We start from the raw sequence: 18,496 nt of genomic DNA, 5'->3' as shown, positions 1-18,496 counted from the left end.
TATATTCTTTAATTAAGAGGAGGATTATGATGTTAAAAACAACAAAAATTTCAGACCCAGAATTATATAATATTGTAGCTGGAGAGTTGGTTAGACAAGAGCATAATATTGAGATGATAGCTTCTGAAAGTACAGCACCAACAGAAGTACTTGAATTAAGTGGATGTGTATTTACAAATAAAACAGAAGAAGGTTATCCAGGGGCTCGTTTTCAAGCAGGTTCTGAAGAAGCAGATAAACTTGAAACTCTAGCAATCAAACGTGCAAAAGAAGTATTTGGAGCAGAACATGTAAATGTACAGCCATACTCAGGTTCTACAGCCAACTATTGTGTATATTCATCAATATTAAAACCAAATGATACTGTCTTAAGTATGCGTCTTGACCAAGGTGGACATTTAACGCATGGTAGCACAGTTAATTTTTTACATGACATTTATAAGTATGAATTTTATGGAGTAGACCCAAGTACTGGACGTATAGATTATGACGCTCTTGAAGCAAAAGCAAAAGAATGTAAACCAAAACTTATAATTGCAGGAGCAAGTTCATATCCAAGACTAATAGATTATGAAAGAATATCAAAGGTTGCAAAAGAAGTAGGGGCTTACTTTATGGTAGATATGGCACATGTTGCAGGATTGGTAGCCGCAAAAGTAATTCCTAGCCCTGTACCTTATGCAGATTTTGTTTCTTCATCTACAACAAAAACTTTCTGTGGTCCAAGAAGTGGTATTGTACTTTGTAAAGCTGAACATGCAAAGAAACTAGACAAAGGTGTTTTCCCAGGAACATTAGGTTCTATACATCTTAATACAGTTGCAGCAAAAGCCTTTTCACTATTGTATTTAGGCACAGATAAATTTAAAAAAATAATGGAACAAGTGGTAGTAAATGCTCAAACTTTAGCATCTGAACTTATTTCACATGGTTTTAGTATTGTAAGCGGAGGAACTGATAACCATATAGTTATGGTTGATTTAAGAAGCAAAAATCTTACAGGAAAACAATTTGAAAAAGCTCTTGAATATGTAGGAATAACAGTTAATAAAAATGTTATTCCTGATGACCCACAGTCACCATTTGTAACTAGTGGTGTCCGTATAGGTCTTACATCAATATCTCAAAGAGGTCTTAAAGAAAAAGAAGTTATACAAATAGCAGGAATAATGAATAAGGTAGCAGAAAATATTGATAATAAAGAAGTACTAGATGATTGTAAAGTGGAAGCTCAAGAGCTTATATCTAAGTTCCCATTATATCCAGAAGGGTATTTTGAAGATTAAATATATTGATTTATATAGCCCATAACCTATAAAGCCTATAACATAAAACCTAATAATATATAATTACTATAAGGGGATGCCTCAAAATAACAATTTGAATCATCTCCTTTTTTATATAAAAAATAAAAAAGGTGTTTCCGAAGAACTCTTAATCTATGTGATAAATGTAGCAAGTACAGGTGTTGTAAACATCTCATTGTGAAAAGCTACACTTGCGTGTTATAATGTTATAAAAAATAAATTTGGAGTAATGTCATGATTGAAAACTACACTTTGTGTCAAATTGAGGAATTAAAGAGAAAAATACATAAAAACATTAATGTGAACGATGATGTTGTTTGTGGAATTTGTGATAAACTGATTTTGCTTGCAAAAGAAAATAAAGATTGGCAAAGTGTGGCTTTTGGATATGTATGGCGTGCCGATTATTATTTCTATGTAGAATCAAATATGAAATGCGTATCAAAAGAGTTAGAGTATGCACAGGAGTATATCGATGAAAAGAAACCAAGTGAGTTATTAGAAAAATTTTATGCAATGTATAGTTTGCTTTTTTCAAATTCATATGATAAACAATCTGCATTTAAATACACTTTAAAAGCCTTGGACATTTCTGAAAGATTAGACATCAAATATCGCATTGGTATAAATTATGGAAATATTAGTTCTTATTATTTGGACTACGAATTATATGATGAAGCAATGCTTTATTTAGATAAAGCAATGAAAGTATTGCGTTCTTTGCCAGATACAAAACCACGTTTTCTTCGAATGTTGTTAATTAATTTCATTAGTATATATTTAAAACTAGGTAAGCTTGAATTGATGAAATCAACTATTGAAGAATTGAGTTCACTTCCATTTGAAGAGAAAGATTTAAAAATCTATGTTGATTATGGATATTTACTTTATTATGCAGAGATACAAAATCAAGAAAAGAGTTTATACTATCTACAGGAAATGAAGAATGATGGACTTATGACTTTTCCAAATCGTGTTTACCTAATAGAATTTTTGATAAATGCATTAGAAGCAATGATACATATTAAAAGCAAAATAAAATCCAGTGAATTATTACAATCTTTACAAGAATTAATAAAAGAAGATGAACCAGAACCTTTATTGAAGTTGTGTAAGTTGAAAATTCAATATTCACAGCAATTTGAAACAAAAAAGGAACTGTATCTCCATTATCGTGAGTACCATAGATTATATTTAAAAGCACAAGCTCAATCAAATTTGTTAAAGATAGAGGGTTTGTGTGCTAAGATTGAATTAAATGATACATATACTAAGTATAATCAATCAAAAAAAGTATTAAAAGAATTATATGACCTTGTCAATTATGATGAATTGACCAATATATACAATCGTTATTATTTTAATATTAAGCAAGATGAAATTCTCAATAGCAATAAGTATACTAATATTGGTCTTGCAATATTTGATATTGATTACTTTAAAGAATACAATGATTATTATGGACATTTGGCAGGTGATGAAATATTAAAACAAGTAGCTAGTATCCTAAAAGATAATGCAAATGAACAAATGGCAGTCTTTCGTTATGGTGGCGATGAATTTATTTGTCTTAGTTGGGACTTGAATCTTGAACAAATGGCTGATTATGTGAATCAAATAAAAGAAGCAATAAAATTAAAAAGTATCGAACATATACATTCACGATGTTCAAAAATAATAACATTGTCAATTGGCTATGGGAATAAGACCGTTTCAACTAAAGTTGATGTACTTAATTTGTTTGACGAAGTAGATAAAGCACTATATGCTGTTAAGAATAATGGTAGAAATAATGCTAAATCAATACTTGATATGGAAGGGGTGCATAATGACTAACTATAATGTAGCACTTGAACAAATTCAATTGCTGATTGATCGAATTCAGCATCGTTTTGAACATAATTCTAGATTTAATAAACACGATTGTGATAGGTTGCTAACTATATCAGAACAGTTAAACTACTTCTATGGACAAGCACTGGCTCATGTGTATTTAGCACAATATTTTCAGATGAAGTGGGATGGAGATGCCTATAATTTTCATTCAGAAAAAGCAAGAGAACTTGCTGAACATAAAAACTATTTTGATGTGTTAATTGAATATTTTAAACTTGAGGGCTTGCGAAATGTTACTATTTGTGACGAAATAGCAGCTCTTACTATATATTTAGAAGGTATCAAAATTGCATATAAAATTAAAGATAAAAAATCATGTGCTATTTTCTATAACAATATTGCTGATATATTTTATACAAGTGGAGTATATACAATTGCAGAGCAATTCTATACAAAAGCATTAGATGTTATAAAAGATGTTCCTATAAAAAGTGTACTCTTTTACTACAAGTCTATACTTGTGAATCTATTACACCTTTCTTGTGTTCAAGGAGAATTAGATAAAGCTCTGAAGTATCATGAAAAATGTTTAAGTGTAAAATGTGAAGTTGGCATTTTACCTTTATTATTTATGGAAGGAGAAATACGTCTTTTATTATTAGAAAATAAGGAAACAGAAGCATTACATAAAATAGATAGTTTGATAAAAAAGTTGATTGAAAATAAGGAAGATGCGTTTTTACTGAAATCTACTTATTTGTATTTAATAGAGTTTTTGCTTTTGTTGAAAAGAGAAGAAGATGCAGCCTGGTGCTTAAACCAATTAGACACATTGTATAACAACACGGATCAAAATATAACTATACAAATTCAAAAATTACATGTTCAATATGCAATTCTATTTGGACATGAGACTGATGAACTTTATGAAACTTTTTATGAAACCATATTAAAAGGAGAAGTGATAGGTAAGATATCAATGGGGGAAAGCTTCAAAAGTCTTATTTCTCTCTATGAAACAGAAAAAGAACAAAACCTTATGTTGGAAAAGCAAGTTAGACTACAAACAGTAGCAGATATAGATGAACTTACAAAAATTTATAATCGAAGATACAGCAGTAAACTTATAAGTAAATTAATCCAAGATGATGAGGTTTTATCCATTGGATATGTTATGGTTGATATCGATTTTTTCAAAGAATATAATGATTACTACGGTCATTCAAAAGGTGATGAGGCAATAAAAGAAGTTACTACTTTATTAAAGAATAACTTGCCAGACAACGCTTTTGCTGCACGATATGGAGGAGATGAATTCACTTGTATATTTGTTGATAGAAGTGATGATGAAATAATTACATTTGTTAAGTCAGTTCAAAAAGAGCTGAGAGAAAAAAATATTGTACATTTAAAAAGTAAAAACTCTAAACAGCTCACTTTATCTTTTGGGATATATAACGAGATACATGTCGATGGTTGTGATGAATTAACCCTTATTAAAAATGCTGATTTAGCCTTATACCAATCCAAAAATAAGGGAAGAAATGTATATACAATTTATAAACAAAGGAGCCAATCGTGATGGAAACGGAAAAGAATATCACCTTAAAGCGCCATATATATGATACTTCATATATTTTGGAAAAATATTGTAAAGTAAAAGGTAGTGATGAAAGATACGCTTTAATACATTTCAACATTAAAAATTTTCGCTATTTTAATACAAAGTATGGGAGTAAAGCAGGAGATGAAATCTTGACATTGATTTTTCAAAAGATAATGACATTTTTAGAAGAAAAGGAGTATGCTGCATATTTATATGCGGATAACTTTGCATTTTTAGTTAGGTGTGATGACTCCAATTACCTTATATATGAACGATTGATACCACTAATTGAAATGTTATATCGTATAGATGATGAGCGGATTTATCGAAATCTTTTTATGTCTATGGGGATTTATGTGATTATTAACCCAGAAGTCTCATTTTATGATGCACTAAATTATGCAAATCTGTGTAGAAAAGAAAGTGAAACTTTATTTAATAGAAGTTCTTGTATAGAACTTTATGATGAATCTTTTTATAAAAGCTATATGGACCGTATGAAACTAGAAATAGATACAGCAGATGCATATAAAGAGTATGAATTTGTTACATATCTACAGCCAAAAGTTAGCCTAATAAGTGGAGAAGTTATAGGTGCAGAGGCACTACTTCGTTGGTTTGATAAAGATGGAAATAGCGTACCATTATATAAATTTCTGCCTATCTTAAACCAAAATGGCTACATTAAATTAATTGATATTGATACTTTTGAACAAATGTGTCAGTATTTGGACACAAGAATAAAAAATAACCAGAAGGTTGTACCAATCAGTTTTAATATTTCAAAGTCATATTTTTATGATCCAGATATTGTTCAAAATTACATTGATGTATTTGAAAAATATAATATTCCTAAGCACTATATTGAAATTGAATTTATGGAATCAATTTCTTTAAATGATACTGAGCGTTTGAAAAAAATAGTATCTGATTTTAAGGGATATGGGTTTACATGTTCTCTAGATGATTTTGGCGATGGATACTCTTCTTTTAATGTATTACTTAATGCGCGTTTTGATATTATCAAGATGGACCGTCAGTTTTTTTTAAATAACTTAAATGGTAATAGTAATTTAGTAATAAAGACTATTATAGATTTAATTCATTCCTTAAATATGAAGGTGACTGCTGAAGGTGTAGAATCCAAAGAACATATAGAAAATTTAAAAGAATATGGATGCGATATGGTTCAAGGTTATTATTACTATAAACCTATGTCAATTGATTCATTTAACATGATATTGGACGAACAGGATGATTGTCAGGAATTATAAAAATTATTTTTTTAGAGGGAGAAAAATATGAGATACAAAAAAATTATAACATTATTATTAGTAGCTATGCTTGCATTAAATTTGGTGGCATGTTCTACACCTAAACAAGGAGATACAACAAAAGGCTCAGTTTTTAAGGGTACTCAAGGAAAAGAAATGGTAACGTTAAATGTCACATCAGAGCCAACAGAATTGAATCCCATGAGAATGAGTGATACTATTGCCCAAAGTATTCTCTATCATTGTATGTCTGGATTCACAAAGTTGAATGAAAAGGATGAGCCAGTAGCTGATTTAGCAGAACGTTGGGATATAAATGATGCTAACACAATTTATACAATGCATCTAAGAAAGGATGCAAAATGGTCAAATGGAGACCCAGTAACTGTGAATGATTTTTACTATTCTTGGGTGACACAGATGAAGCCTTCTACTGGAAGTATATTTGCTGCATATATATATAAGAATATAAAAAATGGAGAAGCATTTTATAAGGGGGAGATTGACGAAACACAGCTTGGGTTAAAGGTATTAGATGATTATACATTAGAAATTCAATGGTCTCATCCAATGACTAATGGCTTATTTTATTTGTCACAACCATATTTTTTACCAATAAATAAGAAGGCTTATGAGACGATTGGCGATAAACAGTACGCTAAAGAGGCAGATAAAATGGTAACAAATGGCGCATATAAAATAACAGAATGGGTTCATGATGACCATCTTACAATGGAGAAATCTGAAGAATATTATAATGCATCAGAAATTAATATTCCTAAAGTTAAGTTGGTCATGATAGGAGATGCAAATACAAGTTTGAATGCATTTACTGCTGGAGAAATTGACCTTTGTAACTTATATAACGAACAAATTAAACTCGTGGGAGACAAAAGTAAAGATACTATTCAATCTTACATAGATGGAGGTTCTTGGTATTTAAGCTTTAATACACAAAATGAGTATCTTTCTAACATAAATCTAAGGAAAGCACTTGCCTATTCTATTGATGTACAAAGTTTGCTTGATAATGTAATTAATGATGGTTCTATAGCAGCTAACGGTCTTGTGCCAGGTGTTATAAAAGGTGTTGATGGTAAAAGTTATGCAGAAAAACGTGGTAGCCTATTTAAGTATGACAAAGATAAGGCAAAGGAATATCTTGATAAGGCACTTCAAGAACTTGGGATAGAAAAGAAGGATATTAAACTTGTATTTTGGACATCAGATACAACATACAATCAGAATCAGGCTGCCTATTTGCAACAACAATGGAAGGAAAATCTTGGATTGGATGTAGAACTAAAATCTACAGCAGTGAAAGCTTTGTCTGAAGCAACAATGAATGGTGATTACAGCTTTGCAGTGAATGCTTGGGGGCCTTCTGAGAATGATGCAATTACATTTTTAGAGAATTATACAACAGAAAATATGAATAACCATGGAAAGTATTCTAATCTAAAGTATGATAAGTTGATTGAGGATTCAACTCATGAGAGCGACCCTAAAAAGCGTCAAGAGATACTGATACAGTCAGAAAAAATTCTAATGGATGATATGGTTATAGGACCGATGTATTTTACATGTACTACTTATGCAGTTTCTGATAAACTAGTTGGTCTAGTACGTACACCATTTCAATTCTTTAACGTTTTAAATGCTCATATTAAGTAAATAAAAACAGGACAGGAGCAGACAATATGTCTTTACAAATGAGGTATATCGCTAAGCGACTTATTTATGCGGTACTTACTGTATGGGTTTTGATTTCCATTACATTTTTATTGATGCAGATGCTTCCAGGTGACCCTTTTTCTGGGATTAAGGTACTTAATCCTGAGATAAAAGCTTCTTTAGCCACAAAGTATGGTCTAGATAAGTCTGTATTAGAACAGTATGGAATATATGTGAATAATTTGATACATGGAGATTTTGGTTCTTCCATTGTATCTGGTCGTCAAGTCATAGATATCATAGCCCAAGCATTCCCAGTTTCTTTAGAACTGGGAATACGGGCTTTGGTTTTTGCAATTATTTTGGGATTTTTGTCAGGGATTACAGCTGCTTTGAAGCATGGGACGAAGTGGGATACATTGACAATGATTTTGGTGCTTCTTGGGGTGTCTGTTCCATCATTTATTATTGGTGCTTTGTTGCAGTATTTTTTTGGAATTGTGGTTTTTCAATTTACTGGTATCCATTTTTTTGCCATTATAGGATGGGGGAGTGAGAATAGCAAGATTTTACCTGCATTTGCGCTCGCCTTTGGTTCTATGGCAAGTATTGGGAGGTTAATGCGTTCTAGTATGCTTGATGTACTTGGGCAGGACTATATCCGTACAGCAAAGGTTAAAGGAATCAAGAAAAAAGATATTATCCTTCATCATTGTCTACGTAATGCATTAATGCCAGTGATAACAGTTCTTGGTCCTATGACAGCAGTTCTATTGACTGGTACATTTGCTGTAGAATATGTATTTTCTATTCCAGGCCTTGGAAAATACTTTGTAGACTCAGTACAGGCCAATGACTATCCAGTGATTATAGGAACAACATTGTTTTTTGGTATGTTTCTCGTATTGTGTAATTTAATCGTGGATATTTTGAACAGTTGTATAGACCCTCGCATAAAATTAGGAGGTGAGGAAAATAGACAGTAGTAAAAGAGTACTTGTCCATGAAGATTTTTCTTCTACTGATGGCTGTAATTTAGATATGACTAATAATAAACAGGTGTATCCCTCTATGAGTTTTGTAAGGGAAACTATATCCATACTATGCCACAATAAAATTGCAGTAGTGTCATTTATAATGATACTTCTGCTGATTATAGGCTCAATATGTTTTCCAATATTTTGTAATTTTGATTTTGCATCTCAGAATGTGGCATATGCAAATACCCCCTTTTTTAGCAAAGACCCAAGTAATGGTTTTACTCATATCTTTGGTACAGATAATCTTGGGCGTGATATTTTTGTACGTATTTGGTATGGGACATGAGTATCACTTCTAGTAGCAGGGGTGGTAGCTATCATAGACTGCATAGTAGGAGTAGTATATGGTAGTATTTCTGGATATATAGGTGGCATGGTTGACAATGTAATGATGCGTATATTGGAAATCATTAGTGGAATTCCATACCTTGTTGTTGTCCTTTTACTCATGGCAGTGCTACCACAGGGAGTTGGAACTTTGATTATTGCCTATACTCTTGTAGGATGGACTAGTATGGCACGATTGGTAAGAGGACAGGTGATTTCTCTTATGGAGAGAGAATTTATAATTGCTGCAAGAATTATGGGAGCAAGTATGGGACGGATTATTTTCTGCCACCTAATTCCTAATATGCTAGGTATTATTATTGTACATATGACATTGAGTATTCCAGGGATTATATTTACAGAAGCATTCTTATCAATGTTGGGAATGGGAGTCCCGCCACCATATCCATCATTGGGAATTATGGCAAATGAAGGTGTTGCTGTTTTTCAGACTTATCCAGTAAGGCTTTTAGTGCCAGGACTATTTATTTGTCTTATAATGCTTTCTTTCAATCTCTTGGGAGACCAACTTCAAGATGCTCTAAATCCTAGGTTGAGGAGGTCTGCTGATTATGGACGATATTCTAAGAATTAAGGAATTGAATGTGTCTTTCGATATGCACAAAAGAACTGTAAATGCAGTTCGAGGTGTTTCGCTTTCCATGAACAGGGGTGAGATTCTTGCACTAGTGGGTGAAAGTGGTTGTGGTAAAAGTGTAATGGCACAGTCAATTTTACAACTGAATCCTTCACCACCAGCTAAAATTATGGCTGAAGAATTGAAACTTCTAAACTTTGATATTTTGAATGCATCAGAAAAAGAGATGGAACAAATAAGAGGTACTTTAGCAAGTATGATTTTTCAAGACCCTCTGACTTGTTTGAATCCTACAATGAAAATAGGTAAGCAGATTACAGAGTCGCTATACAGAAAAGAAAAAATGTCATCATCTGATTGTAAACAAGAGGCAGTTAGACTACTTGAAATGGTACAGATACCAAATGCTGCACTACAAGCAGAGCAGTACCCTCATCAATTTTCAGGAGGTATGCGACAACGTGTAATGATTGCTATGGCTTTGGCATGTAATCCGAAACTACTTATTGCAGACGAACCAACAACAGCTCTTGATGTTACTACACAACTGCAAATCTTGAAACTGATTGCCAAAATCAGAAAAGAGATGGGGACAGCTGTGCTTTTGATTACCCATGATTTTGGTGTTGTGGCAAACTTGGCAGACCGTGTAGCAGTGATGTATGCTGGAAAAATTGTGGAAGAGAGTGATGTGAAAGAACTTTTTAGTAAAGCAATACACCCATATACACAAGCATTGTTAAGAACACTCCCTACATCAGGTGGTATGGGTGAACGCATATATATATTGGGAAGTCCACCAAATTTATCTGATTTGCCAGTCGGTTGTTCTTTTTCAAAGAGGTGTCCATATTGTATGCAGATTTGTTTGAGAGAAGAGCCTCCTTTGTTTAAGGTGTCAAATAGTCATAGTGCTTCTTGTTGGCGTCTGCATGAAAGTTTTCCAAAGGAGGAATTGGATGATGGAAAAATTACTTGAATTAAATAATGTATCCAAGAGCTTTCCTTTAGGAAGAAAGCGCAAAAATATTGCTGTCAATCACGTTAACCTAACTATTTATAAAGGTGAAACTTTAGGGCTTGTTGGAGAATCTGGTTGTGGAAAATCAACTCTTGCAAGAGTTATTATGGGTGTATATCCATCAAGCGAAGGTGAAATATTATTTCAAGGCAAAAAACTAGAGCTACATCGACAAAGTAGAAGAAAGGCATTTGCACAACATACACAAATGATATTCCAGGACCCATATATGTCTTTAGACCCACATATGACAGTGGAGTCTATTATTGCAGAAAATTTGAAGGTTCATGGCATGCTGGATAAAAATACAAGAACACAAAAAGTATATGAATTGTTAGAAATGACTGGGCTTTTGCGAGAGCATGCAGGACGTTTTCCACATGAGTTTTCAGGAGGCCAAAGACAAAGGATTAGTATTGCACGTGCACTCGTGGTTCAGCCAGATTTCATTATATGTGATGAACCAGTGTCAGCACTAGACAATTCTATCCAGAGTCAGATTATAAACCTTTTGTACAAATTAAAGATAGAACTTGGGCTTACTTATCTATTTATTTCACATGACCTAAATATGGTGCGTTATATTTCTGATAGGATAGCAGTGATGTATGCTGGTAGAATCGTGGAGATTGGGAATGCTGAGGAGGTTTACAAGACACCTTTACATCCGTATACACAGATGCTTTTACGTGCAGTTTTGACTCCAAATCCGAATGAGAGAAATACATTAGATGAAGAAATAGACGTACAAGACGAAGTTAAAATTTTTTCAAGTTGTGAAAAAGGATGTCCTTTTGTGGAGCGTTGTCCAATATCAACAGGATATTGTAGGAAAGAAATACCTGAATTATTTGAACACAGGCAGAATCATCTAGTTGCTTGTCACATGACAAGCAAAGGATTTAGCTATTATAAAGAGTAAATTTTTGGTGTAATGATAACTAGTATTTTAACATAGTGATAAATGGGAGACGTGTAAATAGATTTGTTTTTATATAATTTTATCTAAAAATATAGATGCTTTATTTCTTGTACTCAAATTTTTTCAATATTAAAACCTTAAAATATTAATTTAAAAAAGTAGTAAAAAAATAACATGTAAAAAATTTAAAAGAGGAGTTGAACTTAAAATTTGATTGGAAAAAATCAATTTTGAGACAACTCCTTATTTTTTTTGAAAAGTAATATACAAGCTATCATAAGCATATAATTCTCTATAGATAATTAACAAGGGGGATAAAGCTATGAGGTATTATAATAAACCTACCAAAGAAGTATTAAAATACTTAAAGACAAATCCAGAAGTTGGACTTGCTGATGATGAGGTAGAAGAGAGGAAGCTTAGATATGGATTAAATGAATTTACGATAAAAGAAGGACGAACATTTTGGGACGAGTTGGGAGAAAGTCTGACAGAACCCATGATATTAATTCTTATAGGAGCAGCAGTAATAAGTTCATTTGTTGGAGAACTGCATGATGCATTAGGTATTTTAGGAGCTATTTTTATTGGTATTTCTATAGGTATAATAACTGAAGGAAAATCTAAAAAAGCAGCTCATGCTCTATCAAAATTAACAGAGAATATAGAAGTAAAAGTACTTAGAAATGGAAAGATAGTTAAAATATCAAAAAATGATTTAGTACCAGGAGATATCGTATATATAGAAACGGGAGATATGATACCAGCAGATGGAAGGCTTATACAATCTATAAATTTGAAGCTTAGAGAAGATATGCTAACAGGAGAGTCTGATGATGTAGCTAAAAATGCTGATGCTATACTGGATATGGAGGTAGTTTATTCTAAAACAGAAATAATTGAACAGGATACAATACCTGCAAAGCAAATAAATATGGTATTTGGAGGAACTCTTGTAGCATATGGTAGAGGTATAATGGTTGTTACTCATATTGGTGATAAGACAGAGATGGGTAAGATAGCACAGAATTTATCAAATGATGACCAGCAAACTCCACTTCAAATTAAGCTAGGTAAGTTAGGCGCTAAAATAGCAGGAATATCAGGGATAATAGCTACTTTATTGTGTATGTTCATGATTATACAGATGCAGAGAAAAGGACTGTTGATTTTGGATACAAGCAGTATCTTGTCTTTTTTACAATCATTAGAACCAGCTAAGAATGCATATATGGTTTGTATTGCTTTAATAGTTGCAACTGTTCCAGAAGGTCTACCAACTATGATAAATATCACCTTAGCTATAACGATGCAAAAAATGGCAAAGATAAATGCTCTAGTAACAAAGAAAGAAGCCTGTGAAACTATAGGCTCTGTTTCTGTAATATGTTCTGATAAGACAGGTACTTTAACACAAAATAAAATGATGGTAGAAGTAGCATATGTTGATGGTAAGTATATAAATAGTGGAGAATATCAAAGTAATAGCTATTTTGAACAAAACTGTATAGTAAATTCAACAGCAGATATCGAAAAGGAAGATAATTCATTTAAATACATAGGAAGTGCAACAGAGTGTGCATTACTTTTATATCATAATGATAAGAACTATAATGAAATGAGAAAACAAACTTATTTAATATCACAAATACCATTTAGTTCAGAAGAAAAGAAAATGTCAACATTAATCCGTCAAGAGGATTCAGATATACTGCTTTCAAAAGGAGCACCAGAAGTACTATTAAAGAAATGTTCTTATGTACAACAAGGAAAAAGTATTGTTCCAATAACTCCCAAAATAGAAAAAAATATTTTGGATGAAATAAAAAAGCTACAAATTAAATCTATGAGAACATTAGGGTTTGCCTATAAAAAGATGACTAAATCTAGGACAGAAGTTGCAATAACTTCAGAAGGAGAATTGAATTTAATAGGAAATCCAAGAGGCTATGAAAAGGAAGATAATTTGGTATTTAGTGGATTTGTAGGAATAGTAGACCCATTGAGAGAAGGGGTTAAAGAATCTATTGATAAGGCATTTAATGCAGGAGTAGATGTAAAAATGCTTACAGGAGATAATATCAATACAGCCACTGCTATTGGAGATGAATTAGGTTTATTGAGTGATGGGAAAAAGGCAGTTGAGGCAACCTATATAGATGTACTGACAGATGAAGAGTTAAGGGAAGAAATAAAAGGAATATCTATTGTGGCAAGAAGTAAACCAGATACAAAGATGAGAATAGTTTCTGCACTTCAAAAAAGTGGTGAAGTTGTAGCTGTAACAGGTGATGGTATAAACGATGCCCCAGCTCTTAGTCAAGCAGATGTTGGTATTGCGATGGGAATCTCAGGTACAGAAGTATCTAAAAATGCAGCGGATATAATATTGACTGATGATAGCTTTAGTACAATAGTAGAAGGAATAAAATGGGGAAGAGGTATTTATGAAAACTTCCAAAGATTTATACAGTTCCAGCTTACTGTAAATATAGTAGCATTTATAATTGCTATAATATCTCAGCTTACTGGTAAAGATATGCCATTTACCACAATACAACTATTATGGGTAAACATAATAATGGATGGTCCTCCAGCTCTTGCATTAGGACTAGAACCTGTTAGAGATTATGTATTGAAAAGAAAACCAATAAATAGACACTCTGGAATAATAGCTAGGTCTATGTCTATAAATATTATTATAAATGCTATCCTTATAATTACAATTGTATTTACACAATCAGCTTTTAATATATTGGGGGCCGCACCAGATGAGCAAGGTACTGTTATATTTTCTTTATTTGCATTCAGTGCCCTTTTTAATGCATTGAATTGTAGAGAGTTTGGCTTTAATAGTACAATACCGAATTTCTTTAAAAATAAGCTGGCATTACAAATAATTGTTGTTACAGGTGTAATCCAGATAATATTTACACAAGTATTCCAGAGTTTCTTTAACTCTGTTTCTTTAGACTTTAATATGTGGATAAAAATAATACTATTTGCATCAACTATTTTGTTATCAAATGAATTTGTCAAATTAATTCTTAGAACACTAAAAAATAGCAGAACTACGAATCTTAGTATTAAAAGTTAATTTTTGTAAGACCGCAAAGTAGCATATATTATGACTTTGCGGTTTTGTGTTTTATACAAGTATTTTTGAGGCATTTTAATATTATATGGTTTCTTTCTATAGTATTTCATTATATTACAATTCGATTATAGATGGTGTATGATTTACGAAAGGTAAAAAATCGTGAATGATTTGTTTTGTTTTAATTTTCATGTAACTGGTAGTAGTACCATCACTACATCCATACCATTCTTCATTGACAACGTCTTTGTCAAAAACGATTTGTACAGTATTATCACTGTCAAGTATAGCACTGAAAATAGTTGCTGCACCAATTTTAGTTCCTAACATTGTTTCCATGAATTCAGCAGGAGCAAAAGAAACTCTAGACACTCCTAATGCGTTGCTAAAATTAGTTGATTTAAATGGTTTATCCCCTGGCATAATAAATAGATAAAAATCTGTTTTTTGTCTATTACAAAGAAATAGAGTCTTTACCATTTTCATATCCAATTTTTTATCAATCTGAACACAGTCTTCCATTGTAATTGCTTCATCTGTCTCAACGCGTTCAAATTCAATATTCAAATTTTGTAATATTTCGTATACCTCTTTTTGTAATGGAGTATCAAATTTAACTGGTGCTTCTGTATAAATATCACTTATAAAAAACATGATTTATTTCCTTCCTTTCCGTTTAAAATCCTATGGGCATAGTGTATCATAAGGTTATAAATTATAAAAGCGAATGTTTATCATAGAAAATATGACAAAATCAGATGGATGTGAGGTATACATAGTATGGATATGAATATTCAAAAATATATGGCATTTGTTAAGGCTGTTGAATCTGGAAGTTTTACAAAGGCAGCGGATATGTTAAAGTATTCGCAATCTGGCATTAGCCGTATGATTAATGATTTAGAAAAAGAATGGGGGGTATCACTATTAGAACGTAGACGTTCTGGGGTAAAATTAACTTCTGATGGTATGAAATTATTACCTTTTGCTAAAGGTGTATGTAATGAATATTATAAATTACAAATGCAAATAGAGGAATTGAATGGATTGAAATCAGGGATTATACGAATAGGAACCTTTTCAAGTGTGGCAACTCATTGGCTTCCAAATATTATTAGAGAGTTTCAAAAGGACTATCCTAATATTGACTATGAATTATTACTTGGTGATTATACAGAAATAGAAAATTGGATTCTAGATGGTAGAGTTGATTGTGGTTTTTTAAGACTGCCTACGCTTCCAGAGTTTGAAACTATTTTTTTAGAGCAGGATAAATTACTTGTGGTTTTACCTGAAAACCATCCTCTTGTAGAGTGTGAATACTTTCCAATTGATGAACTTTGTAATTATCCTTTTATGTTATTAGAAAAAGGTGCAAAAACAGAGATTTCTGAGATATTTGAACGCCACAATATTTGTCCTAAAGTTCATTTTACAACATGGGATGATTATGCAATTATGTCTATGGTGGAAAGTGGCTTGGGTATTAGCATATTACCTCAGCTTATTTTACAACGTATTCCTTATCGTATTGTGGCAAAGGAGTTGGAAGTACCAGCTTATCGAAATATTGGTATGGTATTAAGGGACAAAAAGAGCACATCACTTGCAGTGAAGAAGTTTATAGATTATATAAAGTATAAATAAATACAAAAAAAATCAATGAAAAAACTGTTTTATATGTAAAAAAATTATATAAAAGTAAAATTTTAGAGCTTTAAATTAAAAGATATCAGAAATAAAAAATAATATTATAAATAATACTTGGGAAAAATAATAGCATGACAATGAATCTATGAAGAAAAGGAACTAATAGTATAAGGTTACTTTAATAGAATTGAAATAGATTATCCGAATAGATAGAAAGATTAATAAATAGATATTAAATTATAAAGAAAATTTACTATAAGTCTAATAAATCAAATCAAAATGGATATATAGAAAGGAATAAATTTATGAAATTTAAAAAATGGATTAGTATGATTTTATCTATATCAGTAATAAGTGCTCTGTTTGTAGGTTGTACAAATAAAGCTAATTCTAATGAAACTTCAAATGAAAAAATATCATACGAAATAAATTCAACAAAAAATAATGATAATAAGATTGAATCTAATAAATTTAGTTTAGGAACATCAGAAATAGTTATAAGAGAAAAGACAATACCTTTTAAGATAGAAGGTATAATATCAGCTCCTAAAGAGATAAAAGAAAAAGCACCTGTAGTATTAATCTTTCATGGACAACATGGAGATGGAGAAAATGATTTTGAAGATGGATTTAAATATCTTACTGAGGATTTAGCGAAAAATGGTATTATAGGAGTATCTATTGATACTTCAGTAAACTATACTTTTAAGTATGGAGAACCTGTAGAAAACGAGAGAATCACATACTTAACTCAGGCTTATATAAAAGCATTTCAAGATGCAAATGATGGAAATAAAAACGGATTTGGAGTATATCTTAAAGATAAAGTTGATTTAAATAATATTGGTCTTATAGGTCATTCTGTAGCTGGTTCCGGTGTATTCAAAATAGCACAAGACCAAATACAAAAAGGGTTTAAGGGAATAAAAGGAATTATATCACTTACACCAGCCTATAATAGTCCGATAGAAAAGTTTCCAGATATACCAACAACAATAATAGTATCAGAGTACGATGGAGATGTTATTCACAGTGGAGATGATATTTTTCATGCTATATCCTTAGATAAAAATAGAAAAAGCCCATTGGGATTAACTTATTTAGTAGGTGGAAATCACAATGCATATAACTCAGTTTTGGGAGAAAAGGAATTTTCTGCACCACGAGATACGGATGGGACTTATCCTGAAAAATTAAGTAAAGAAGAACATAGAGATTTCTTTTCTAATTATGCAGTTGACTATATGAAATCTATTTTTGACTTTGATGATAGCGAATCACCTATTTTTAGTAAAAAGGGATTGCCATATAAAATGTATGGGTATCAGACATTAAACAAAGTTAAATATAATGGTTCTTTAGATTTATTCAATCAAAAATCATTTAAAGATATAGATTCAAGTGATGTTGATACAAAAGAGGTAGTTGAATCAGAGCGATTAGATAAAGATACTGCAAAACTTTTTAGTAATATAAGCTCAAGTGAAGATGTTGATTTATTGCAAGTTGATTGGAAATCTAAAGATGCAAAAATAGAGTTACCCTTAAGTAATAAAAATTTAAAAGATTACTCTGCACTAAAATTTAGATGGGCGTTGAATTCTCCTAGTGAGTTAAATAGTAAAGATAAGAAGGTTTCAGTTAAACTTAGCTTAATTGATTCTAAAGGAAAAGAAAGTAGTGTAATAATGGATAATAATAAAGTGTCTGCTATAAAATATTTTGAGGGTAAAGCTGTGAGAGATGAATATGTAGAAGGAAAATTTATGGAGTTTTGGTCAAGATATACTCCAGTAAGTGATACAATAATACCTATTGAAAAGTTTAAAAACATAGATTTATCTAATGTAAAAGGTATTAAATTTGAATTTGAAAATCCAGATACAGGTTCAATTATGTTAAATAAAATAGTTGGTATAAAATAGTAATATAAGTCCTAGGTAAAATTATAAAATATCTAGGGCTAATTTTGTTAAACTTCAAGAATTTAAACTGAAAATATGTTGCTTTTATAATGGATGTATGAAAATAAGGCTAATAATATCTTATTAAGATAGAGTAACTTTTAAGAATTTTATATACAAATTATGTTATCATAAATAAAGATATAAATTCTAAAATTTGTTAATAAAATAGAAGACAAG

At 31.3% G+C, this 18,496-nt stretch carries 14 protein-coding genes; 13 read left to right on the top strand and 1 reads right to left on the bottom strand.

From position 1 onward, the window contains the following. The first annotated feature begins 29 nt into the window (after positions 1-29). The 11 genes from ACTG45_RS15760 (at position 30) to ACTG45_RS15710 (ending at position 14,702) form a co-directional block, all read left to right on the top strand. Positions 30-1,286, top strand: a complete 1,257-nt coding sequence (locus ACTG45_RS15760; RefSeq protein WP_479919354.1) for a serine hydroxymethyltransferase — start codon at positions 30-32, stop codon at positions 1,284-1,286. A 255-nt stretch (positions 1,287-1,541) separates the two neighbouring features. Continuing rightward, a complete protein-coding gene (locus ACTG45_RS15755; RefSeq protein ID WP_479919353.1) occupies positions 1,542-3,143 on the top strand; it encodes a GGDEF domain-containing protein in 1,602 nt (533 codons plus the stop codon). Beyond that, positions 3,136-4,725, top strand: coding sequence for a GGDEF domain-containing protein (locus ACTG45_RS15750; protein WP_479919352.1), 1,590 nt, complete (start codon positions 3,136-3,138; stop codon positions 4,723-4,725). The genes ACTG45_RS15755 and ACTG45_RS15750 overlap by 8 nt, the downstream gene beginning before the upstream one ends. Further along, a complete protein-coding gene (locus ACTG45_RS15745; protein WP_479919351.1) occupies positions 4,725-6,023 on the top strand; it encodes an EAL domain-containing protein in 1,299 nt (432 codons plus the stop codon). The genes ACTG45_RS15750 and ACTG45_RS15745 overlap by 1 nt, the downstream gene beginning before the upstream one ends. Before the next feature lie 27 nt (positions 6,024-6,050). Beyond that, complete coding sequence (locus ACTG45_RS15740; protein ID WP_479919350.1) at positions 6,051-7,697, top strand: peptide ABC transporter substrate-binding protein; 1,647 nt, start codon at positions 6,051-6,053, stop codon at positions 7,695-7,697. 26 nt (positions 7,698-7,723) lie between these two features. Next, a complete protein-coding gene (locus ACTG45_RS15735; protein ID WP_479919349.1) occupies positions 7,724-8,683 on the top strand; it encodes an ABC transporter permease in 960 nt (319 codons plus the stop codon). An 85-nt stretch (positions 8,684-8,768) separates the two neighbouring features. Beyond that, positions 8,769-9,023 carry a hypothetical protein gene (locus ACTG45_RS15730; RefSeq protein ID WP_479919348.1) on the top strand — a complete coding sequence of 85 codons (255 nt, stop codon included), beginning with the start codon at positions 8,769-8,771 and terminating at the stop codon, positions 9,021-9,023. Between the two features lie 21 nt (positions 9,024-9,044). Further along, positions 9,045-9,659, top strand: a complete 615-nt coding sequence (locus ACTG45_RS15725) for an ABC transporter permease (RefSeq protein WP_479919347.1) — start codon at positions 9,045-9,047, stop codon at positions 9,657-9,659. Continuing rightward, positions 9,637-10,641 (top strand): ABC transporter ATP-binding protein, encoded by a 1,005-nt coding sequence (locus ACTG45_RS15720; protein ID WP_479919346.1) that lies wholly within the window; start codon positions 9,637-9,639, stop codon positions 10,639-10,641. Before ACTG45_RS15725 ends, ACTG45_RS15720 begins: the two co-directional genes overlap by 23 nt. After that, the gene (locus ACTG45_RS15715; RefSeq protein ID WP_479919345.1) at positions 10,622-11,605 is read left to right on the top strand and encodes an ABC transporter ATP-binding protein; all 984 of its coding nucleotides are present in this window, start codon (positions 10,622-10,624) and stop codon (positions 11,603-11,605) included. Before ACTG45_RS15720 ends, ACTG45_RS15715 begins: the two co-directional genes overlap by 20 nt. 322 nt (positions 11,606-11,927) lie before the next feature. Then, a complete protein-coding gene (locus tag ACTG45_RS15710) occupies positions 11,928-14,702 on the top strand; it encodes a calcium-translocating P-type ATPase, PMCA-type (RefSeq protein ID WP_479919344.1) in 2,775 nt (924 codons plus the stop codon). A 114-nt stretch (positions 14,703-14,816) separates the two neighbouring features. Here ACTG45_RS15710 and ACTG45_RS15705 read toward each other — a convergent pair whose 3' ends face one another. Continuing rightward, a complete protein-coding gene (locus ACTG45_RS15705; RefSeq protein ID WP_479919343.1) occupies positions 14,817-15,356 on the bottom strand; it encodes a prolyl-tRNA synthetase associated domain-containing protein in 540 nt (179 codons plus the stop codon). Positions 15,357-15,506: 150 nt separating this feature from the next. On the opposite strand from ACTG45_RS15705, the gene ACTG45_RS15700 reads away from it, so the two are divergent. Together ACTG45_RS15700 and ACTG45_RS15695 are read left to right on the top strand one after the other, a co-directional pair. Beyond that, positions 15,507-16,349: a LysR family transcriptional regulator gene (locus tag ACTG45_RS15700; protein WP_479919342.1), complete on the top strand. Its 843-nt coding sequence runs from the start codon at positions 15,507-15,509 to the stop codon at positions 16,347-16,349. 308 nt (positions 16,350-16,657) lie between these two features. Next, positions 16,658-18,277, top strand: coding sequence for an alpha/beta hydrolase family protein (locus ACTG45_RS15695; RefSeq protein WP_479919341.1), 1,620 nt, complete (start codon positions 16,658-16,660; stop codon positions 18,275-18,277). Positions 18,278-18,496 lie beyond the last annotated feature (219 nt).

It is taken from the genome of Clostridioides sp. LIBA-7602 (assembly GCF_056688945.1).
This window is presented reverse-complemented; position numbering and strand designations above follow the sequence as displayed.